We start from the raw sequence: 20,846 nt of genomic DNA on the forward strand, positions 1-20,846 counted from the left end.
CGTTGCCACACGCCCGCACGAGGCTCCGTGCGCTGGTGGTCGCCGCCCTGGCGATCGCGATCACCGGGAGCATCGCGACCGCCGCACACGCGGAACCGTCGACGAGTGAGCTGACCAAGAAGATCGACAAGGCGTCCGACCAGCTCGAGGACGTCGTTGAGTCGTACAACAAGATGAACCTCAGCCTGAAGCAGACCAAGGCCGAGGAGAAGAAGCTGGCCGCGTCGCTGGGCCCGGCCAAGGCCGCCTTGGAGGCCGCCGGCGCGCAGATGGACACCATCGCGCAGTCGGCCTACATGACCGGCAACGTCGGCACCATGAATGTCCTGCTCGAGGGCTCGGACAACCTCATGGACCGGATGAGCTTCCTCGAGCAGATCTCCCGCAGCCGCAGCCGCGACATCGCGGAATACCGCGCCACCACGGAGAACTACGCCGAGCGCCAGGCCGCCCTCAAGGCCACGCAGAAGAAGCAGGAGGCCGAGTCCAAGGAGTTGGCCGGCCGCAAGAAGAAGATCGAGGGCAACCTCAAGGAGCTCTACGCGATGCGGACGGCCGCCTACGGCTCGCCGACCGAGAAGGGCACCAAGTACAGCGGCACCATCCCGAACATCGCGGGTTCGGCGGGCAAGGCGGTCACCTTCGCCTACAACGCCATCGGCAAGATGTACGAGTACGGCGCGGACGGTCCAGGCACTTACGACTGTTCGGGGCTGACCTCCGCGGCCTGGCGGGCCGCGGGCAAGTCCTTGCCGCACAACGCCGCGGCGCAGTACAGCGCGACAACCCGGATCTCCCGGTCCGAGCTCGAGCCGGGCGACCTGGTCTTCTACCGGGGCAACCAGCACGTCGGCATCTTTGTCGGCGGTGGTCAGATCATCGACGCCTCCCGCGCGGGCCAGCCCGTCAAGAAGCGGACGATCGACATCATGACCCCGAACGGCTACGGCCGCGTCAGCTGAGTCAACGGGCACAGTTAAAGGCCGGTGTCCCCCTCGGGGGGCACCGGCCTTAGCCGTTGCTGACTTCCGCCTACGCGGCCTGCAGGCCCTCGGCCCGGGCCAGCTCACGCAGCCGGCCGAGCGCCTGGATCTCGAGCTGGCGGATCCGCTCGCGGGAGAGCGAGAAGCGCGACGCCACCTCGGTCAGCGAGTGCTCGCGACCGTCCTCGAGGCCGTACCGGGCGCGCATGATGCCCGCCGAGCGGTCGTCGAGGTGGTTCAGCAGGCCCTCGATGCGCTGACGCTCCAGCGCGGTCAGGACGATCTCCTCGGGCGACGGCGCGTCGCTGTCGGCGACCAGGTCGCCGAGGTTGGTGTCACCGTCGTCGCCGACCGGGGTGTCCAGCGACACGGTGTCCTGGGCCCAGCGGGTCAGCTCGGTCACGCGCTCGACCGTCACGCCCAGCGCGGCGGCGACCTGCGCGGGCTCCGGGTCGGCGCCGAGCTCACGGACGAGCTGGCGGGTGACGTTGCGCATCCGGTTGACGTCCTCGACCAGGTGCACGGGCAGGCGCACGGTGCGCTCCTGCTGGGCGATGGCCCGGCTGATGGCCTGGCGGACCCACCACGTCGCGTAGGTCGAGAACTTGTAGCCACGCTCGTAGTCGAACTTCTCGACGGCACGCACGAGGCCGGTGTTGCCCTCCTGAATGAGGTCGAGCATCGGCATGCCCGAGCGCACGTAGCGGCGGGCGATCGACACGACCAGTCGCAGGTTGGCGCGAATGAAGAGATCCTTCGCCCGCTTGCCCTCAGTGACCAGCCGCTCCAGTTCCTCCCGGCTCACGCCGCGACGGACCTCGCCGGTGTCGAGCAAGTGCTCGGCGTAGAGGCCGGCCTCGATTGCCTTGGAGAGGTCGACCTCCCTGGCAGCATCCAACAGCGGCGTCCGGGAGATTTCGTGCAGGTAGACTCCGACGAGGTCGCGCTCCTCGGCGACCTGGTCGGTCCTCATCACGGTGTTCTTCTCCACGTTGCCCACGGTCCCCTCATTGCCTTCACTAACCCTGTTACGGGCAATACCTGCGTCCATCAGCTCTCCCCGTAACGTCCGCAGTTCATGCATTGCGGTGCTGACACTTACCTGAACAGTTCGCGCCCTGCGATGATTCCGGCTGGTGAGTCGAAAGTGTCACGAGTGTCTGAGCGCCAGCTGAGAGCCGCGTGGATACTTACTGAAGAGGGCTCTCAGGGAGGTATTCGGAGCCGCACCCGTCTGTGGATGCGTGGTGAGGCGCATACCCTCTGACCGCTTCATGACACCACCGGCCCCTCATTCGTCGCAGCGACCGGCATCACGGATCTGGCTGCGATGCTCGTCACTACCCAGTACGGCCTGGTAGCCGAATGGGTTCACGTCCAGCATCGACAGGTTGCCGTTCGGCATGAACCAAACGCCACGGCAAAAGATCCCGTCGCTGACCGGAGAACGGGACCACCTGCCACGATGCGGCACGACAAGCCGCAGTTCACTCGCCCGTACGGGTGACACACGCATGGATGACGGCCGTTCGGCCAGCCCCGCCACGCCGTCCCACCGACTCCGGGTCGCAGTGATGTAAAACACACCGTTACGGTTCACGATATGGAACGCAGTGTGCTGGTAACCGGCGGTGCGGGCGGGCTCGGTGGAGCCGTCCTCGAGGTGCTCCGGGATCAGGGCTGGCGCGTGGTCGCCCCGGTCCGGGCCGGCGCCACCGGACGGTTGCCGAAGGACGTGGTCCCCGTCGAGGCCGATCTGGTCGACTCCGACGAGGTGGCGGCCGCGGTGGCCACCGCGGCCGCCGAGCCCGGTGCGCCGCTGCGCGCCGTGGTGAACCTGGCCGGCGGGTATGCGGGCGGCGGCCTGGTGCACGAGACGCCGATCGGCGACTTCGAGGCGATCCTGCGGTCCAATCTGCGCCCGACCTACCTGGTGACCGCGGCGGCGCTGCCCCATCTGGTGGCCGCCGGCGGCGGTTCTGTGGTGTGTGTCTCATCCCGGGCGGCGGTGGCCCCGTTCGCCGGGGCCGCCGGATACGCGACCGCCAAGGCCGCCGTGCTGGCCTTCGCGAACGCCGTCGCCGTCGAATATTCCAAGAGCGGTGTGCGCTGCAACACCGTGCTGCCGAGCGTCATCGACACCCCCGGCAACCGGGCCGGCCAGCCGGACGCCGACTTCTCCCGCTGGGTCACCCCGGCCGAGATCGCCCAGGTGATCGCCTTCCTGGCCGGTGACGGCTCCGCGCCGACCAGCGGCGCCGCGATTCCCGTCTACGGCCGGGCCTAGTCTCTGTCGCTCCGCAACGCGAAGCGGCCCTAAGCGGGAGGAAGTAGGTCTACTTCCGAGTTAGAAGCCCTCCGCCAGCTGGTAGGTGAGCACCGAGGCGGCCGCGGCCAGGGTGGCGACCGTCACCAGCAGCACCCGGGCGTGCGCCACGAGCAGCGCCCGGGGGCGCCGCGGGCCGGCCGGCACCCGCGGCTTCGGGACGGCGGCCGGCACAAATGCGCCGAGATGGGCCAGCAGCGCCTGCCGCACCTGCTCCGGGGTGCCGTTCGCGTCGATGACCACGAAACCGGCGTGCTCGGGGAGAGCCTGGTATGCGGCCGTGGCCGCGCGCAGGTAGTCCATCTCCTCGTGGTCGTAGCCGCGCTGCTCGATCCGGTCGTAGGCGACGGCTGGGTCGACCGCCAGCAGGAACGTCACGTCCGGCTGCGGAAACACCCGGTAGGCCAGCCGGGCCCGGCGCTCGGCCCGGTTGAGCCGTTCGGGGCGGGGGGTCTTGGCGTGTGCGCGGATGCTCGCGAACTGGCAGACGGCATACCTGTCCATGATCGCGACCTCCCGGGTGACCGAGCGGCGCAGCAGGGTGCGCAGGATCGCGAGCCAGCGCAGCACCGACTCGACGAAGAGCATCGTCTTGCGGCCGAGCAGGTGCTCACCGTCTCGGCGGCCCAGCGCCGTGGCCAGCCGGCCGAACCAGCGGCGGCCGCCGGCATTGCGCCGGTAGGTCGCCGGCAGGCCCCACTCGGCCAGCGCGGTCGCCAGCTGACGGGCCTGGGTGGTCTTGCCGGAGCCGTCGATGCCGACCAGCGCCACCGTGCGCAGGGGGCGGACCGCGGCGTTGCGGGGGCGCTGATCGTCGAAAGCGGAGCGGGCGGAATCAAGGTCAGGGACCATACCCACCAACGGTACCCGGAGCGGACACCCCCGGTTCCTCCCCCGAACGGCTCCCCGGGTGTGAAGGTGAGCAGGTCCGGGTAGTCGGGAGGTGCCAAATGCACGCCAAACGACGCAGGGAGACGCCATGCCGCACCGGGTGGACGAGGGCCTGGTCAACACGCTCAAACGGGTCGCCTCCGTGCTGAAACAGGCGGAAGTTCCGTTCGCGCTCGGCGGCAGTTTCGCGGTGTACGCCCACGGCGGGCACTCCAGCGATCACGACGTCGACTTCCTGATCCGCGAGCAGGACAAGGCGCGGGCGCTGGAAGAACTGGCCGCGGTCGGCTTCGAGGTGGTGCAGCCGCCCGAGGACTGGCTGGTCAAGGTCTTCGACGACGGCCGGATGGTGGACCTGATCTACCGCCCGGTCGAGTCGCCGGTGACCGACGCCACACTGCGCGACACCGTGATGCGTCCGGTCGAGGCGATCAACATGCCGGTGCTGTCGGCGACCCAGCTGATGGTGCACAAGCTGCTGAGCTACACCCAGCACTACTGCGACTTCGCCACCGGTCTGCCGGTCGCCCGCTCGCTGCGCGAGCAGATCGACTGGGACCGGGTCCGGAGGGAGACCGCGAAGTCGCCGTACGCGGAAGCGTTCCTGGTCCTGCTCGACCGCCTGGACGTGGTCGCGCAGCCGGGGGAAGCCCGACTGACAGTGGGGGGATGACGATGGCACCACAGCTCGACGAATACGTGGAGGCGGAGATCCAGCGCCTGCTCACCGAGAGCGGGGCGATCGCCGAACAGGGCATCACCCTGCGCCGCCGCGACCACCTGCTGGTGCTCGGCGGCGAGGTGGAGAGCGCCCAGCGCCGCGACGAGATCTGCCGGCAGATCACGGCGAACTTCCCGGACGTGGAGATCGCCTGCGACATCGGCATCGTGCGCGCCGCGGCGCCCAGTGAGGTGGAGGAGATCTCATGATCCGGATCGCCGCCGTGGGCGACGTCCACGTCGACAAGGACGTCCTGGGCCGCTACCGGCCCGCCCTGGAACAGCTGCCCGGGGTCGCCGACGCGCTGCTGGTCGCCGGAGACCTGACCCGGCACGGCACCGTCGAGGAGGCCGAGTGCATGGCGACCGAGTTCGGCGACCTGGGCGTACCGGTGGTGGTCGTGCTCGGCAACCACGACCACCAGAGCGACCAGCAGGACGCGGTCAGCGACGTGCTCCGGCGGGCCGGCCTGACCGTGCTGGAGGGCGACGCGACAGTCCTGGAGATCAACGGTCACCGGCTCGGCATCGCCGGGGTCAAGGGCTTCGGCGGCGGGTTCGCCGGCGCGTGCGCCAGCTCGTTCGGCGAGCGGGAGATGAAGAACTTCGTCGGTACGACCGAGGCGGTCGCCGAGCGTCTCGGTGCGGCGCTGCGCGGGCTCGACTGCGACGCCCTGGTGGCGCTGACCCACTACGCGCCGATCCCCGAGACCCTGGTCGGGGAGCCGCTGGAGATCTATCCGTTCCTGGGGTCGTACCTGCTGGGGCAGGCGATCGACTCGGCGCCCACCGCGCTCGCCCTGCACGGGCACGCGCACCACGGCAGCGAGCGGGGACGGACGCCCGGCGGCGTGCCCGTGCGCAACGTGGCGCACCCGGTGATCAAGCAGGCGTACAACGTCTATCAGCTGCTGTCCGCCGACGTCGACGCCGGTCTCGCACGGGTCTAGCCGTACCGGGTCAAAGGTTTTCGATTTCCGGCCGTCGGGTACCAGATCGCCATGACACTGTTGCTCTGGATCCTCGCAGTCATCCTCGTGGTCGCCGGCATCCTCGCGCTGTTCCGGCGGCAGGTCCTCTGGGGCGTCGTCCTCATCATCGTGGGCCTTCTCGTCGGTCCCGGCGGCGTCAGCATCTTCACCAATTAATCCCCTCGGTTGCCGGGGCTGCCCTACGGCGGCCCCGGTTCTCGTTGCGTAGTGGGCCGCACACGAGGTGCGACGCCCCACATCGGACGTATGGCTCAATCCTCAGCGAACTGTTCCCGATGTTCGTGAGGGCGTGACGACAAAGTGGCCGAGGTCCATCACTTCACCTACGGGGCCTTCAATCCGATCGCGGCGTACCTGGTCGCGGTCCTGGGGTCGTTCCTCGGCCTGCTCGCCACCGGCCGGGCCCGCAGCGCCCGTTCCCGCGGCCGGCGCAACCGCTGGCTGATCATCGCGGCGTTCGCGATCGGCGGGGCCGGCGTCTGGCTCATGCATTTCACCGCGATGCTCGGCTTCGACGTGCCGCAGAGCCCGGTGCGCTACAACCCCTGGCTCACCATGTCCAGCCTGGGCCTGGCCGTCGTCGCCGTGGGCATGGGGCTGATGATCGTCGGCCACGGCCGGCGCAGCATGCCGAAGATCGTGCTGGCCGGCCTGTGCACCGGTGCCGGCGTGCTGGCCATGCACTACACCGGGATGGCCGCGCTGCACGTCTCCGGCACGATTCACCTCGACCGGACGCTGGTCGTCGCCTCCGGCATCATCGCGTTCGCGGCCTGCACCGCCGCGCTCTGGTTCGCCGTCTCCGTGCGGGGGCTGGCCCCGATGACCGGCGCCTCGGCCCTGATGGGCCTGGCCATCTTCGGCATGCACTACACCGGGATGGCCAGCGTGTCCGTCGAGCTCAGCTCGTCCGTCTCGACGACGGTCGAGGGCATCAAGCCGCTGCTCATGATCGTGCCGATCACGCTGTGCAGCGCCGCGATGATCCTCGGCGTCGCGCTCAGCGCCCTGCAGGCCATGACCGACGAGGAGTTCACCGAGGGCGACGGCATGCCGCGGCGCGGCATGCACGCCGAGAACCCCTGGTCGCTCAAGCAGGCCTCGATGTCGGCGATGCGGCGCGACCCCGGCAGCCGCCCGTCGCCCGGTGCCCGGCCCTCGCCGCGCCCCGTTCCGCCGCGCCCGAAGCCCCTGCTGGACGAGCCGCTGATCGACATCCGTTCCTGATCGCGGACCCACGCGGCGGCCGCGTCCGGTATACCTGATCGGCATGGCGCCAAGGATGCTGCTGTCGATGCCGTTGCACGCGATCACCGAGGTGTACGGCGAGGCCGGCCTGCGCGAGCGGTTCTCTCTCGAGCTGCTCGAGTTCCCGCCCGACGACCGCCGCCAGCTCGAGGAGGCGCTGGAGCTGGCGGCCCGGCTGCACGCCGACGACCGGCGGGTCCGGGAGCCGTACCTGAACCATCTGCTGCGGGTCGCGATCCGGATCATCCGCTACTACGGCATCCAGGACGTGGACGTGCTCACGGCCGCGCTGCTGCACGACGCCGTCGAGGACCATCCGGCTGAGCTGGCCGGTCTCGACCCCGCGCTCGGCCACCAGGTGCTGACCGACGCCGCGGTGGCCGAGCTGGCGCGGCGGTTCAACCCGCGGATGGCCGGGCTGGTCCGGTCGGTGACCAACCCGGAGTACGACCCGGAGCGCGACAAGCACGAGCAGTACCGCGCGCACGTGGCGGACAGCCTGGAGCGCGATCCGTGGGCCCGGGTCATCAAGGTCTCGGACTTCACCGACAACGGCGTCGGAGTCATCCACACCACATATGACAAGGCTCGCAGCTCGGCGATCAAGTACCGGCCGCTGGTGCCGAAGCTGCGTGAGCTGGTCGGGCGCCCGGACACCCCGCTGTCGCTCGCCGCGAAGGACCACATCCTGGACCAGCTCGATCTGGCGGAGGAGCGGTTCGCCGCGATTCTCGACGGCTGAGCCGGGAGAGCCTGCCGTCGCGGTTAGCCTGGAGCTCATGCCATCCCCCACCGATCCCGATCCGCGGCGGAAAACCCATGCAAATTCGTCAGGTGACTGGTGGCGCGACGCCGTCATCTACCAGATCTATCCGCGCTCCTTCGCCGACAGCAACGGCGACGGGATGGGCGACCTGCCCGGCATCACGACCCGACTGAGCAGCCTGCGCGAACTCGGGGTGGACGCGGTGTGGCTGTCGCCGTTCTACCCTTCTCCGCAGCACGACGCGGGCTACGACGTGGCCGACTACCGCGCGGTCGATCCGCTCTTCGGCGATCTGGGTGACGCCGACAAGATGATCGGCGAGGCCCGGTCCCTGGGCCTGCGGGTCATCGTCGACCTGGTGCCGAACCACACCTCCAGCGAGCACGCCTGGTTCCGGGCCGCCCTCGCCGCGGCGCCGGGCAGCCCGGAGCGCGAGCGGTACATCTTCCGGGACGGCAGGGGCCCAGATGGCAGCGAGCCGCCGAACGGCTGGCGGAGCGTCTTCGGCGGCCCCGCCTGGGACCGGGTCGCCGACGGCCAGTGGTATCTGCACCTGTTCGACGTCTCGCAGCCGGATCTCAACTGGGGAAACCCGGACGTCCGCGCGGAGTTCGTCGACGTGCTGCGGTTCTGGCTCGACCGGGGCGTCGACGGCTTCCGGGTCGACGTGGCGCACGGCCTGATCAAGGACAAGGATCTCGCCGAGTGGCACTACGCCGGCGAGCTGCTCGGCGGTCTGGCGCCCGCGGGTGCCCCGCCGCCGCCGATGTGGGACCAGGACGGCGTGCACGAGATCTACCGGCAGTGGCGCGAGGTCCTGGACAGCTACGAGGGCGACCGCATCCTGGTCGCCGAGGCGTGGGTGCAGCCCGCCGACCGGCTGGCCCGCTACGTCCGCCCGGACGAGATGCACCAGGCGTTCAACTTCGAATACCTGGACACGCCCTGGTCCGCCGACCCGCTGCGCAAGGTCATCGACAACACCACGGCCGCCAACGCCGCAGTCGGCGCCCCGACCACCTGGGTGCTCTCCAACCACGACGTGGTGCGGCACGCGACCCGGCTGGGTTACCCGGTCGGCGAGCCCCGCCGGCACGGCATCGGCATCGGCGACCCGCAGCCCGACGTGGCGCTGGGCCTGCGCCGGGCTCGCGCGGCGACGCTGCAGATGCTGGCGCTGCCCGGCTCGGCATATCTCTACCAGGGCGAGGAGCTGGGGCTGCCGGAGGCCACCGAGATCCCGGACTCCTACCGGCAGGATCCGGCCTGGGAGCGCTCCGGGCACGCCGAGCGGGGTCGCGACGGCTGCCGGGTGCCGATCCCGTGGGAGGCCGACGCGCCCTCGTACGGCTTCGGGCCCGCCGACGCGAGCTGGCTGCCGCAGCCGGATGTCTGGGCCGAGTACGCCCTGGACCGGCAGCGGGGCGTCAACGGGTCGACGTTCGAGCTCTACCGGGCGGCGCTGCGCCTGCGCGCCGGGCACAACCTCGGCGGCGGCACGCTGCGCTGGGTGGACACCCCGGCCGACGTGCTCGCGTTCCGCAACGGCGACCTGCTGGTGCTGACCAACTTCGGCGACGCCCCCGCCGAGCTGCCGCTCAGCGCCCGGGTGCAGCTCGCCAGCGAGCCGCTGACCGCCGACGGCCGGGTGCCGCAGGACGTCACGGTGTGGGCGCGGGTCTGACCCCGTCCTGTTCCCGCTCGCGATAGGTGGCCAGGGCCGCATGGGTGTCCGCCATGTCCCTGGCCACCGTCCGGCTGGCCAGCCAGTACATGACGCCGGTCGGGATGAAGAAGAACTGGAACGCGGCCAGGCCGATCGCGTAGTTGAGCGGCGGCGGGAACGCGCCGGCCAGGTTCCGGAAGACGACCCCGACCAGGGCGTTGCCGCCGGCCCGGCCGAAGCCGTTGGCCAGGTTGCCCAGGCTGTAGACCGTGCCGCGGTGTTCCGGCGGGTTGACGTCGGCGATCAGCGCGAACCAGTTCGGCGAGTTCGCCGAGGTCAGGGCGAGCGCGAAGATCGCGGTGGCGAGGCTCAGCCCGACCGTCGGCTCGGTGACCACATCGCTGAGGATGGCCAGCACGACCGCGCCGGCGCTGCCGCCGTCCGGCACGTCGATGCGGAACGGCACGAAATACAGGACCACGTAGAACGGCACGGCGGCGAGGACGCCCACGGCCGCGACCAGGGCCCGGCCCCGGGGGGTACGGCGCTGCAGCCGGTCGCCGATCAGGCCGCCCAGGATCGACAGCGCCCCGCCGAGCTGGAACAGGGTGGCGAACACGCTGCCCACGATCACCGCCGTGGCGGTCGAGTAGCCCTGGTCCTCGGCCCGGGAACGGAACAGCACCGGCAGCCAGACCAGCGAGCCGAAGGCCACCTGGGCGGTGAAGCCCTGCAGGATCAGCCAGATGTTGGTGCGCCGGGCCAGGATCCGGGGCAGGTCGTCGCGGTGGATCCGCTCGTCGTATTCCACGCCGGCCAGTTCCGGTTGGCTGTCGCCGCGGGGCACGTCGAAGGTGAAGATGTAGGCCACCGTGGCGACCACCCCGGCCACGGCCACCACCAGGAACGGCTGCCGCCAGCCGGACGAGCCGAGCACCCCCGCCAGGAGCGTGCCGATCAGGGTGCCGACGCCCTGCGACAGGCCCCAGAAGCTCATCACCAGGCCCCGGCGCCGCGGTGAGATCAGGTCGCTGACCACGGAGAAGCTGACGCTGGCCACCCCGCCCAGGCCGATCGCCGCCAGCACCTGCGAGAACAGGAACGACGGGTAGCTGCCCGCCAGGCCGGACCAGGCGGTGCCGGCCACCCAGACCAGGGTGCCGGCGATCAGCACGGGTTTGCGGTTCAGCCGGTCGCCCGCGTACGCCCAGGCGATCGCCGCCACCGCGCTGATCAGGAACATCACCGTGGTGGCGAGGGCGATGTGGCCCTCGCCCACGGAGTATTCGTCGGCGATGCTGCCGTACAGCGGCGGGACGAGGTTGATCGCCACGTTGTCCAGGGACGCCAGGACGACGAAGACGATCACGCTGTACGCGCGATGCGCCGGCCCTCCGCCCACCTTCACGCCGGTAGGTTAGCCGGACTCCCCGTCCCACCACCCTTCACCGGACCGAAGGCCTCGTCCGACCCCCTGCACCGGACTACAGGCTTTTTCTGTCGATCACCGCGTCCCGGGCGGCGGCGTACTGCTCCCGGATGAGTGGGACGCTGCTGTCCTCGTACACCTCGGGGGTCTCCGCCGACCACGTCGGCGGCGCGTCACCACCCACGGTGACCCACGCGGCCTGGCGGGCGGCCCCGTCGGCGACGTACTCGCCGGGCGGTGGGACCAGCACCGGCAGGCCGAAGAGCGCCGGCGCGATGCGGCGGACCGCCTCGCTGCGGGCGCCGCCGCCGACCAGCACGATCCGGTTGGCCGTCGCACCCTGGGCGACCAGGGCGTCCAGGCCGTCGGCGAGCGCGCAGAGCATGCCCTCGACGGCGGCCCGGGCCAGGTGCGCCGGGTCCGAGGTGCGCAGGGTGAGGCCGTGCACGGCGCCGGTGGCGTTCGGCCTGTTCGGGGTGCGCTCGCCCTCCAGGTACGGGATCAGCACCAGCCCGTCCGCCCCGGCGGGCGCGGAGAGCGCGAGCCGGGACAGCTCCTCGTGGTCGACGCCGAGCAGCCGGGTCGCCGCGTCCAGCACCCGGGCCGCGTTCAGCGTGACGACGATGGGCAGGAACCGGCCGGTGGTGTCGGCGAAGCCGGAGACGGCGCCGCTCGGATCGTCCGGCGCGACGTCGGAGGAGACGAACACCGTGCCGGACGTGCCGATCGAGATGACCACGTCACCGGGCAGGGCCCCGGCGCCGAGCCCGGCGGCGGCGTTGTCCCCGGCGCCCGGTCCGAGCGGGGCACCGTTCGGCAGGTGCCCGGCGATGCCGGTGGGGCCGAGCACCCCGGGCACCCGCAGGCGCCGGCCGAAGCCGAGCTCCAGCAGGTCGTGGCGGTATTCGTTGGTCTTCGCGGACCAGTACAGCGTGCCGCTGGCGTCGCTGCGGTCGGTGCGCAGAGTGTCCAGGCCCGCAGCACCCGAGAGCTTCCAGGTCAGCCAGTCGTGCGGCAGGCAGACCGCCGCCACCCGCTCGGCGGCGGCCGGCTCGTGGCGGGCCAGCCAGCGCAGCTTGGTCAGGGTGAAGCTGGCCACCGGCACGATCCCGACGGCGTCGACCCAGGCCCGGCGGCCCTTGTCGCCGCCGCCGAGATCCTCGATCAGGTCGGCGGCGGCGCCGGCGCTGCGGGTGTCGTTCCACAGCAGCGCCGGCCGCACGACCTCGCCGTCGGAGTCCAGGACCACCATGCCGTGCTGCTGGCCGGCGACCGAGGCGGCGGCCACATCGGCCAGGCCGCCGGCCTCCTCGATCGCCTGCTGCAGCGCGGACCACCAGGCGTCGGGATGCACCTCCGTCCCGTCGGGATGGCTCGCCCGCCCCTGCCGGACCAGCTTGCCGGTCTCGGCGTCGCGGATGACCACCTTGCAGGACTGTGTCGAGGAGTCGATCCCGGCTACCAGCGTCATGGGGCTCATCTTTCCGTGAGAGTCAGTTGGCGCGCAGCACGTGATCGATGGCGAGTTGGTGCAACCGGACGAAGTGGTAGCCCTGGGCACCGGCCGCGTCCACGTCGTACTCCTCGAAGGCGCCGCGGTCGTTCAGCAGGTCGGTGTAGGTCTCGCCGGCGGACAGCGTCGGCGTCGACAGCTCGAGGACCTTGCTGGCCACCAGCGCCTCCTGCACCTCGGGGTCCGCCCGGAACGCCTGCGCCCGCTCCTTGAGCAGCAGGTACATCCGCATGTTGGCGGCCGCCGACTCCCAGACGCCGGTGTAGTCCTCGGTGCGCGAGGGCTTGTAGTCGAAGTGCCGGGGGCCGTCGTAGCCCGGGCCGCCGCCCGGTCCGCCGTGCTCCAGCAGGTCGACCAGCGAGAACGCGTTGAGCAGGTCGCCGTGGCCGAAGACCAGGTCCTGGTCGAACTTGGGGCCGTGCTGGCCGTTCAGGTCGATGTGGAAGAGCTTGCCGTGCCAGAGCGCCTGGGCGATGCCGTGGGTGAAGTTGAGGTTCGACATCTGCTCGTGGCCGACCTCGGGGTTGATGCCGAACAGCTCCGGCCGCTCCAGGTCGTGCACGAACGCGATGGCGTGCCCGGCGGTCGGCAGCAGGATGTCGCCGCGCGGCTCGTTGGGCTTGGGCTCGATGGCGAACCGCAGGCCATAGCCGCGGTCCTCGGAATACTGGGCGATCAGGTTCAGGCCCTCGCGGTAGCGGTCGAGCGCCGCCTGCACGTCCTTGGCCGCGTCGTACTCGGCGCCCTCGCGGCCGCCCCAGAGCACGAAGGTCTTCGCGCCGAGCTCGGCGGCGAGGTCCATGTTGCGCAGCACCTTGCGCAGCGCGTAGCGCCGGACACCGCGGTCGTTGCTGGTGAAGCCGCCGTCCTTGAACACCGGGTGGGTGAACAGGTTGGTGGTCACCATCGGCACCACCATGCCGGTCTCCTCGAGCGCCTTGCGGAAGCGGGCGATCGCGGCGTCGCGGGCCTGGGCGTCCGAGCCGAACGGGACCAGGTCGTCGTCGTGGAAGGTGATGCCGTACGCCCCCAGCTCGGAGAGCTTGTGCACCGCCTCCACCGGGTCGAGCGCGGCCCGGGTGGCGTCGCCGAACGGGTCGCGGGCCTGCCAGCCCACGGTCCAGAGGCCGAATGAGAACTTGTCTTCGCGCGTGGGCTGGACCGACACGGTTACCTCCACGTAACAGGGCTGATTTGTTTATTGGTTGAATTATTTGAGCACCGTGTGGCATTGTCAAGGGCGTGACGGGCCGGATGATGAGTGCCACGGGGTCCCCGGTCCGGCAATCGAGCGTGCGGGCCCATAATCTCGCGCTCGTGCTGCAAACCGTGGCGAACAGCGCAGATCCGATATCTCGGGCATCGGTGGCCGGCGCCACCGGGCTGACCCGCGCCACCGTCTCCGCGCTCGTCGACGACCTCATCACCGGCGCCCTGCTCACCGAGCGCGAGCCAGCCCCCCGCACCGGCGCCGGCCGGCCGGCCGTGGGCCTCGCGGTCGCCCCGGACGGCCCGGCCGGGCTGGGCCTGGAGATCAACGTCGACTACCGCGGCGCCTGCGTGGTGGATCTGGCGGGCACGGTCCGGCACCGCCTGGTGGAGACCGGCGATCAGCGCCTCGAAGACCCGCGGAGCACGCTCGCCGGGCTGGGCCGGCTCGCCGCCCGGGCCCGCGAGCTGGCTGAGGCGGACGGGCTGACCGTCGCCGGCGCGGTCCTCGCCGTGCCGGGCCTGGTGGCGGCGGGTGGCGTCGTGCGGATCGCGCCCAACCTCGGCTGGCAGGACGTCACCGTCGGGGATCTGCCCGACGGGCTGGCGATGACCGTCGACAACGAGGCCAACCTCGCCGCGCTCGGCGAGCTCGACCTGGGGGAGCTCCCCCGCGACTTCGTCTACGTCTCCGGCGAGATCGGCATCGGCGCCGGCATCGTGCTCGATGGCGCGCTCTATCGCGGCTCTCGCGGCTGGAGCGGCGAGATCGGGCACATCCCGATCAACCCCGACGGCCCGGCCTGCCGGTGCGGCGCCCGCGGCTGCCTCGAGCAGTACGCCGGCCAGGAAGCTGTGCTCCGCGCCGCCGGCGCCGACACCGTCGTGGCCCTGGCCGGTGCGGCGACCGCCGGGCAACCCGCCGCCCTGGCCGCCCTGTCCGCCGCGGGGGCCGCGCTCGGCATGGCCGTCGCCACGGTGGTGAACCTGCTCGACGTGCGGACGATCGTGCTCGGCGGCAGCTACGCGTCCCTGCTCCCCTGGCTGCGCGACAGCATCGCCGCCGAGGCCGGCCGGCGCGTGCTCACCGCGGCCTGGTCGCCGGTCCAGCTCCGGGCCGCGACGCTGGGCCCCGACGCGGCGATGCTGGGCGCGGCCGGCTCGGTGCTGCGCACCGTGCTCGACGACCCGGCGGCCTGGCTGGCCCGCCGGCGATGACATCCGGCCACCCGCGACATTGATCGCGCGAGGGCGCCGGGCCGGCGAGCGAACGGCGGTCAGGCCCGAGCGAACGGCGGTCAGGCCGAGCGAACGGCGGCGCCCGGGGCGTCCCGGTCGGCCACGGCGGCGAACTCTGTCAGGCCGCTCAGCAGCGCCTCCCGGCCCTCCGGCGTCATCCGGGCCAGCACGTCGGTCAGCAGCTCGCGGCGGGTGGTGCGCAGATTGTCGAGCAACTGGCGCGACGCCGGCGTCAGATGCAGCGCGATCTCGCGGCGGTCCGCCCGGCCGGGCACCCGTTCCACCATGCCGGAGGCCACCAGGCGGTCGCAGAGCCGGCTCGCCGAGGAGAGGATCATCCGCAGCTGCGCCGCCAGCCCGCGCAGGTTGATGCCCTCGTCCCGCTCGACGACAAGCAGGGCGTTCAGCTGAGGGCCGGAGAGCAGCGGGGTGGCGAGCTGGCGGGCGGCATCCCACGCGGCCAGCAGGGCGGGCGCGACGTCGTCGACCGCCGCGGCGCGCATCGGGTCCGGCCCATCCGGCCCATGGTGTTCGGCCATGGTGCAGCAGAGACTACCCGTACACCTGAGCCGTCCCGCAGCGGAAAACCAGCCAAATTCGTTGCTGAGCCGGCCCCGCGGCGGAAATCCGTGCAAGCTCGCTGTCTGAGCCGATGGAGAGGTGAAACCGTGTCCGCCCGTCTGACCACCGTCCGGCGCGCCCTGCTCGACGCCCCGGCCGATCGCCTGGTCGAGGCCCTGGCTGCGGCCCTCGCCAAGGAATACGCGGTGACCGGCCTCGAGCTGCTGCTCGTGGACTACCGCCTGGCGGCCCTGCTGCCGCTGCTGGACGGCCAGGCGGTCACCCGCCCCGGCGACCCGGCGTGGCGCTCGTTCGACCACCAGGCCGAGGTCACGGCCGGGCAGGTCTGCTATGTGCCGGTGACGGTGCGCGGGGAACGGACCGGGGTGCTGCGCTACACGCCGGTCCCCGCCGCGGAGACCACCCGGGCCGAGCTCGCCGAGATCGCCACCCTGCTCGGGCACGAGCTGCAGGCGGCGACCGCGGGTACGGACCGGTACGCGGTGGCCTCCCGCACCAGGCGGCTCACGCTGGCCGCCGAGATGCAGTGGGAGCTGCTGCCCGGCCGCAGCCGCAGCCACCCGGCGTTCAGCCTGGCCGGGCAGCTCGAGCCGTCGTACGCGGTCCGCGGCGACAGCTTCGACTGGGCCGAGCAGGAGGGGCGGCTTCACCTCAGCGTGCTCAACGGCCACGGTGACGGCATGAACGCCGCGCTGCTGACGTCGCTGGCCACGTACGCGTTGCGCAACGCCCGCCGCGCCGGGCTGGCGCTGGCCGACCAGGCCGCCCTCGCCGACCAGGCGGTCTTCGCCCAGCACCGCGGTGACGTGCATGTGGAGACGCTGCTGCTGGAGCTGGATCTGCGGACCGGCGTGATGCAGGCGGTCGACGCCGGCTCACCGCGCCTGCTGGTGCTGCGCGCGGGCGAGGTGCTCGACCAGCCGCTCGAGGCGCAGTTCCCGCTCGGCATGTTCGAGACCTCGCAGTACACCCCGCAGTCCTTCACCCTGCGGACCGGCGACCGGCTCTTCATCGTCAGCGACGGCGTGTCCGACGCGGCCGGGGCCAACAGCCGCTACGGCGAGTCGGCGCTGGAGCGCTTCGTCCGGCGGACCGGCACGCTGGCGCCGTTTCAGGCGATCCGCTCGCTGCTCGGTGACGTGCGCTCCTTCGTCGGCAACGACCTGGACGACGACGCGGTGGCCGTCTGCCTCGACTGGACCGGCCCAGCACACTGAAACGGCCGCCGTCTGCCTCGACTGGACCGGCCCAGCACACTGAAACGGCCGCCGTCTCCCTGGTGGGAGCCGGCGGCCGTGGCGTCGTCAGCGGATCAGCTCGCGGCGCCCGAGCGGGACGAGATCGCCTCCAGGAAGATGTCGGCGATCTTCGCGGGGTCGGGCGCGACGAAGACGCCTCCGTCGCGGGTGGCCTTGGCGATCGCCTCGAGCTCGGCGCGGTCGACCTCGTTACCGATACCGATGATCACCAGGCGGACCGGGCGCTTCGCGTCGGCGAGCTCCTTCAACTTGGCGACCAGGGTCTCCCGGCTGATGCCGTCCGGGTTCTTGTTGGCGCCGTCGGTGAAGAGCAGCACCGAGTTGACCCGGCCGGCCTCCCAGCTCTCCTGCACGTTGCGGTAGGCCGCGAGCGCCGTATCGTACAGACCGGTCTGGCCGCCGACCTTGGGCTCGATCTTCTGGATCGAGGCCTGCAGTGCGGCCCGGCGCGAGGAGAGCGGACTGATCGGCTCGATCTGTTTCCAGGGTTGCTTACCCACCAACTCGGTGGAGAAGATCCAGGTGCCGACCGCCCATTTGTCGTCGAAGAGGGCGAGCCCTTGCGCGGCGGCCCGGCGGGTCACCTCGGCGCGGGTGAGGCCGCCGGCCGTCGGCACCTTGGTGAGCATCGAGCCGGAGACGTCGAAGACGGCCAGCGCGCGGCCCGGGAGGGTGATCGCGGCCCAGCTGCCCAGCGCCCTGTTCAGGGCGCCGGCGTCGAGGCCCGAGGCCGCGGCACCCTGGGTGCCGCTGCTGACCGCGGGCTTCGGCGTGGCCTGCGGCGCGCCGATCGGGGCGGCGAAATTGGCGCCGACCGTGCCATCGGCGGCCCGCAGGCCGCTGGCTGCCAGTTCGTTCTTGAAGCTGGGCTGCTGCAGCGCCTCGCGCAGGCCGGTCGCGGCAGCGGACTTGGTCAGGTCGACCCCGGGCATGACCGCGAACGGGTAATCCAGCGCGGGCGGGGTCGGTTCGAGGTAGAGCGCGGCGAGCGTCACCTGCGGCCGCTCCGCGTTGTAGGCGATCACGTCTTCCTCTGACAGCGGCGCGGCGCTGATGCTGCTGGCCAGGTCGGCGGCGTCGAGCGAGCGCGGGAACTTCTGCAGCAGGTCGTCGCGCAGCGAGGAGCTGCCGGCGGCCAGCGCGCGCAGCGCGCCGACCTGGGTCGCCTTGGCCTCAGGGTCGGTGCCGGTGGCGCTGCCGAGCGCGAGCAGCCCGGCGAGCCCGGCCGCGTCGCGGGTCGGGTCGACGATGCCGGTCCGCAGCGAGTTGCCGGTCGTTATCTTGGTCACCAGGTCGGACCACCCGAGCTTCCGGTCGGGCCAGCCGACCTCCTCGGCGACGGGCTTGGGCATCGCGACGACGACCGGGCTCCGCGCGATCGAATTGCCGTCGGTGGGCACGAAGCCGGAGGCCTGCGTGCGCAGCCGGAGCAACCAGGTCGACGAGTCGGGAACCCACACGTCGGGGACGGAAGCCGACTGGCCGGCCGGGCCGAGCCCGGTGAGCGCTACGCCGTGCTTGAGCGCCAAGGCCGAGGCCGTGGTCGCGGGATTGACACCGGTCACGTTAACGGCGACACAGGTTCCATTGACGTTGGCACCGCCGTCGCTCCACTGCTGGGCAGCGCGCTCCACGGCGGGGGCGATCTCGGTGGCGGCGGCAACGGTCAGTTTGATCTGACCGGTGCACTTGTCCTCAGCGAGACTTTGGTAGCCGAGCCAGGAACCAGCGAGGACTACCACGATCGCCATCGCGGACGCGACGACGGTGGCTCCTCTGAGATTGAAATTTCTGCGATGGCGGCCTGACACGCGATCCATACTGCGCAGTAGGGGAGCCGATTGCCATATACGTTCGGCCGAAAGTTACTCGGATTGGATTTTTCACGTACTTAATTCACGTTAAGTGAGGGACCCAATCCGAGCAGTGCGCGGCCCCGCCGGATTTCGGCCTAAAGCGACGACACTCCTCCGGAGTCCGTTTACGGCTTATCGACCGGCCTGTGGGGGGATCCAGCGCAGTACACAGGTCGGGCTGCCCTCCCCCACCGGCTCGCCCTGCGCCTGCGGGATCCCCGTCTCGCGGTCGACGCGGAAGACGGTGACGTTCTGTGAACGCTCGTTGGCTACGTAGAGGTGATCGCCGAGCAGGGCCAGATGCCGGGGCCACTGCCCGCCGGACACCACCTCGGCGATGCGGGTGGCGCCCTCGGGCTCCCAGGCGAAGACGGAGACCGTGTCGGGACCGCGGTTGGCCACATACACGAAGCGGCCGTCGCGCCCGGTCGCCAGCTCCGACGGGAAGTTCGCGCTGCTCGCACTGCTCGGCTCGGCGCCGGCCACCCGCAGGCTGCCGTCCGAAGTGTCCGGCCGGTACCAGGTCAGGTTGCCGGCCAGCTCGCCGACCAGCAGCAATGCCCCGTCGATCGCGTAGCGCAGGTGCCGCGGGCCGGTGCCCGGCGCCGCGACCACCGCCGCGCCGACGAGAATCAGCCGGCCCGAGACCGCGTCGAGGCGGGCCCGCCACACCCGGTCCGAGCCCAGGTCGGCGATCAGCACGTCCGGGCCGTTCGGGTCCGGCGCGACCATGTGCGCGTGCGGGCCCTCCTGGCGGTCCGCGACCGGGCCCCGGCCATCGAGGTGGAGCAGATCGGAGCGCTCGCCCGGCACACCGTCGGCGTCGAGCGGGTGCACGGACACGCTGCCGCTGGTGTAGTTGGCCACCAGCAGGTGCCGGGCATCGGCGGAGACCGCGAGGTGGCAGGGGGCGGCACCGCCGGTGGACTGCACGGCGAGCGGGGTCAGCGCCGCATCATCGGCGACCGCGAACGCGCTCACCGTGCCCGCTTCCAGCTCGTTGACCGCGTACAGCACCGGCAGGCGCGGGTGCTGGGCCAGGAAGGACGGTGACGGGGTGCGGGCGACGACGCCGAGCCGGGTCAGGTCGCCGGTGGCCGGATCGCGCCGCAGCAGCGCGATGCCCTCCCCCTCGCCGCCGCTCTCACCGGTGTAGCAGCCGAGGAAGACGTACTCATCGTTCGCGCCCATGCCCCAGATCCAATCACGTGCGAGCGGCAGGAGCGCGGACCCCCGTCAGACCCGCGCGCCCGCCGCTTCGCCCGCTGCTCAGGCGTTGATCAGCTGGTAGGCGTCCTTGGTCGCCGGCTGCTGCTCGTCCGCCGGCGGCGCCGCCGGGGTGGGGGTGGTCCCGTACCCCGCGTAGGTGATCACGTACCGGCTGGCCTTGGCCTTGCCCGCGGCCGGGATCTTCACGATCGTCGAGGTCAGCCGGCCCTGGCTGTCGACTGTCGCCTCGAACGGCACCGCCTTGGCCTGCTCCCCCAGCGCCTTCAGCCGGGCGTCGTCGACGATGTCCGACTCGCCCTTCAGGGTGAGGTCCGTGGTGCCGGCGAAGCGCCCGGCGCCGGTCTGCTTGACGTCGACGATCGCCCGCAGCACCGCCCCCGCCTCGCCCGGGTCGGTCTCGTTGTCGTACGCCACCGGCACGTCCTCGGTCTTGACCTTGGCCGGGTCGAGCAGCATCCACTTCTTCGGCAGCTTCGGCAGCCCGGTCAGTCCCTCGGCGCCCTTGAAACTGATCTTGATCCAGGACTGCTTCTTCACCACGAGATAGTCCGAATGCAGCGTGAAGCCGGCCTCCGGTTCCCGGTACCGGAAACCGACCCGGTAGCTCTGCCGGCCGGCGTCGATCTCCCCGGCGGTCGGCGCCTCGCCGCCGGAGATCGTGAACCGGAAGCTGCCGGTCGACGCGTCCGGCAGCGCCTTCAGCAGTGCGTCCCGTGGTGCGAGCGGCTTGGCGGAGGCGGGTGCCCCCGCGTCCTTGACGGCGTCCGCGACGCCGCAACCACCGGCGGCGGCGACGCTCACCGCGAGCAGAACACCCAGACCGGCCCGCCGGGCCTCAGCGACGTTCATCAGTTCCTCGTTTCTCGAGCATGGCGGCCGGCCGCACCGGTCGCCGCTGTCGGGTTGACGCAGTGGAGCCTGGGGGACAGTGCTGCCA

20 protein-coding genes are annotated in these 20,846 nt (G+C 71.4%); 11 read left to right on the top strand and 9 right to left on the bottom strand.

The annotated features are described in order from the left end of the window. Positions 1–962, top strand: a 962-nt coding sequence (locus tag DMB66_RS37450; RefSeq protein ID WP_233625115.1) for an NlpC/P60 family protein, incomplete at its 5' end; no start/stop codon positions are given. 70 nt (positions 963–1,032) lie between these two features. On the opposite strand, the gene DMB66_RS37455 is transcribed toward DMB66_RS37450, so the two are convergent. Next, positions 1,033–2,034: an RNA polymerase sigma factor RpoD/SigA gene (locus DMB66_RS37455; protein ID WP_041840672.1), complete on the bottom strand. Its 1,002-nt coding sequence runs from the start codon at positions 2,032–2,034 to the stop codon at positions 1,033–1,035. Positions 2,035–2,586: 552 nt separating this feature from the next. On the opposite strand from DMB66_RS37455, the gene DMB66_RS37460 reads away from it, so the two are divergent. Beyond that, positions 2,587–3,270 carry an SDR family NAD(P)-dependent oxidoreductase gene (locus DMB66_RS37460; protein WP_125808868.1) on the top strand — a complete coding sequence of 228 codons (684 nt, stop codon included), beginning with the start codon at positions 2,587–2,589 and terminating at the stop codon, positions 3,268–3,270. Between the two features lie 60 nt (positions 3,271–3,330). On the opposite strand, the gene DMB66_RS37465 is transcribed toward DMB66_RS37460, so the two are convergent. Further along, on the bottom strand, positions 3,331–4,161 hold the full coding sequence (locus DMB66_RS37465; protein WP_125808869.1) for a dTMP kinase: 831 nt from the start codon (positions 4,159–4,161) through the stop codon (positions 3,331–3,333). 127 nt (positions 4,162–4,288) lie between these two features. On the opposite strand from DMB66_RS37465, the gene DMB66_RS37470 reads away from it, so the two are divergent. The 7 genes from DMB66_RS37470 to DMB66_RS37495 all read left to right on the top strand — a co-directional run bounded on the left by DMB66_RS37470 (position 4,289) and on the right by DMB66_RS37495 (position 9,610). Next, positions 4,289–4,873, top strand: coding sequence for a nucleotidyltransferase (locus tag DMB66_RS37470; RefSeq protein WP_125808870.1), 585 nt, complete (start codon positions 4,289–4,291; stop codon positions 4,871–4,873). 2 nt (positions 4,874–4,875) lie between these two features. Then, positions 4,876–5,130 (top strand): hypothetical protein, encoded by a 255-nt coding sequence (locus DMB66_RS37475; RefSeq protein ID WP_125808916.1) that lies wholly within the window; start codon positions 4,876–4,878, stop codon positions 5,128–5,130. Next, a complete protein-coding gene (locus tag DMB66_RS37480; RefSeq protein ID WP_125808871.1) occupies positions 5,127–5,870 on the top strand; it encodes a metallophosphoesterase in 744 nt (247 codons plus the stop codon). The genes DMB66_RS37475 and DMB66_RS37480 overlap by 4 nt, the downstream gene beginning before the upstream one ends. Before the next feature lie 51 nt (positions 5,871–5,921). Then, positions 5,922–6,068 (top strand): GPGG-motif small membrane protein, encoded by a 147-nt coding sequence (locus DMB66_RS62945; protein WP_148112794.1) that lies wholly within the window; start codon positions 5,922–5,924, stop codon positions 6,066–6,068. A gap of 144 nt (positions 6,069–6,212) precedes the next feature. Beyond that, the gene (locus tag DMB66_RS37485; protein ID WP_125808872.1) at positions 6,213–7,139 is read left to right on the top strand and encodes an MHYT domain-containing protein; all 927 of its coding nucleotides are present in this window, start codon (positions 6,213–6,215) and stop codon (positions 7,137–7,139) included. A gap of 43 nt (positions 7,140–7,182) precedes the next feature. Then, positions 7,183–7,902: an HD domain-containing protein gene (locus DMB66_RS37490; RefSeq protein ID WP_125808873.1), complete on the top strand. Its 720-nt coding sequence runs from the start codon at positions 7,183–7,185 to the stop codon at positions 7,900–7,902. A 37-nt stretch (positions 7,903–7,939) separates the two neighbouring features. After that, entirely contained in the window at positions 7,940–9,610 is a 1,671-nt protein-coding gene (locus tag DMB66_RS37495; protein ID WP_125808874.1) for an alpha-amylase family glycosyl hydrolase, read from the top strand. On the opposite strand, the gene DMB66_RS37500 is transcribed toward DMB66_RS37495, so the two are convergent. The 3 genes from DMB66_RS37500 to xylA all read right to left on the bottom strand — a co-directional run bounded on the left by DMB66_RS37500 (position 9,588) and on the right by xylA (position 13,702). Then, on the bottom strand, positions 9,588–11,000 hold the full coding sequence (locus DMB66_RS37500; RefSeq protein ID WP_125808875.1) for an MFS transporter: 1,413 nt from the start codon (positions 10,998–11,000) through the stop codon (positions 9,588–9,590). The genes DMB66_RS37495 and DMB66_RS37500 overlap by 23 nt on opposite strands. A gap of 76 nt (positions 11,001–11,076) precedes the next feature. Next, on the bottom strand, positions 11,077–12,492 hold the full coding sequence (gene xylB / locus DMB66_RS37505) for a xylulokinase (protein WP_125808876.1): 1,416 nt from the start codon (positions 12,490–12,492) through the stop codon (positions 11,077–11,079). 22 nt (positions 12,493–12,514) lie between these two features. Continuing rightward, positions 12,515–13,702, bottom strand: coding sequence for a xylose isomerase (gene xylA / locus DMB66_RS37510; RefSeq protein WP_125808877.1), 1,188 nt, complete (start codon positions 13,700–13,702; stop codon positions 12,515–12,517). An 89-nt stretch (positions 13,703–13,791) separates the two neighbouring features. On the opposite strand from xylA, the gene DMB66_RS37515 reads away from it, so the two are divergent. Further along, the gene (locus DMB66_RS37515; protein WP_125808917.1) at positions 13,792–14,961 is read left to right on the top strand and encodes an ROK family protein; all 1,170 of its coding nucleotides are present in this window, start codon (positions 13,792–13,794) and stop codon (positions 14,959–14,961) included. An 80-nt stretch (positions 14,962–15,041) separates the two neighbouring features. Here the strand turns inward: DMB66_RS37515 and DMB66_RS37520 are convergent, their stop codons facing one another. Then, a complete protein-coding gene (locus DMB66_RS37520; protein WP_125808878.1) occupies positions 15,042–15,521 on the bottom strand; it encodes a MarR family winged helix-turn-helix transcriptional regulator in 480 nt (159 codons plus the stop codon). Positions 15,522–15,650: 129 nt separating this feature from the next. Between DMB66_RS37520 and DMB66_RS37525 the strand changes: the two genes are divergently transcribed. Then, a complete protein-coding gene (locus tag DMB66_RS37525) occupies positions 15,651–16,781 on the top strand; it encodes a PP2C family protein-serine/threonine phosphatase (protein ID WP_233625116.1) in 1,131 nt (376 codons plus the stop codon). A 95-nt stretch (positions 16,782–16,876) separates the two neighbouring features. On the opposite strand, the gene DMB66_RS37530 is transcribed toward DMB66_RS37525, so the two are convergent. The 3 genes from DMB66_RS37530 to DMB66_RS61635 all read right to left on the bottom strand — a co-directional run bounded on the left by DMB66_RS37530 (position 16,877) and on the right by DMB66_RS61635 (position 20,758). Further along, on the bottom strand, positions 16,877–18,574 hold the full coding sequence (locus DMB66_RS37530) for a VWA domain-containing protein (RefSeq protein WP_125808880.1): 1,698 nt from the start codon (positions 18,572–18,574) through the stop codon (positions 16,877–16,879). 237 nt (positions 18,575–18,811) lie between these two features. Further along, entirely contained in the window at positions 18,812–19,870 is a 1,059-nt protein-coding gene (locus DMB66_RS37535; protein WP_125808881.1) for a lactonase family protein, read from the bottom strand. A 78-nt stretch (positions 19,871–19,948) separates the two neighbouring features. Continuing rightward, positions 19,949–20,758, bottom strand: coding sequence for a hypothetical protein (locus DMB66_RS61635; RefSeq protein ID WP_158647498.1), 810 nt, complete (start codon positions 20,756–20,758; stop codon positions 19,949–19,951). Between the last annotated feature and the right edge of the window lie 88 nt (positions 20,759–20,846).

Source organism: Actinoplanes sp. ATCC 53533, from assembly GCF_003947245.1.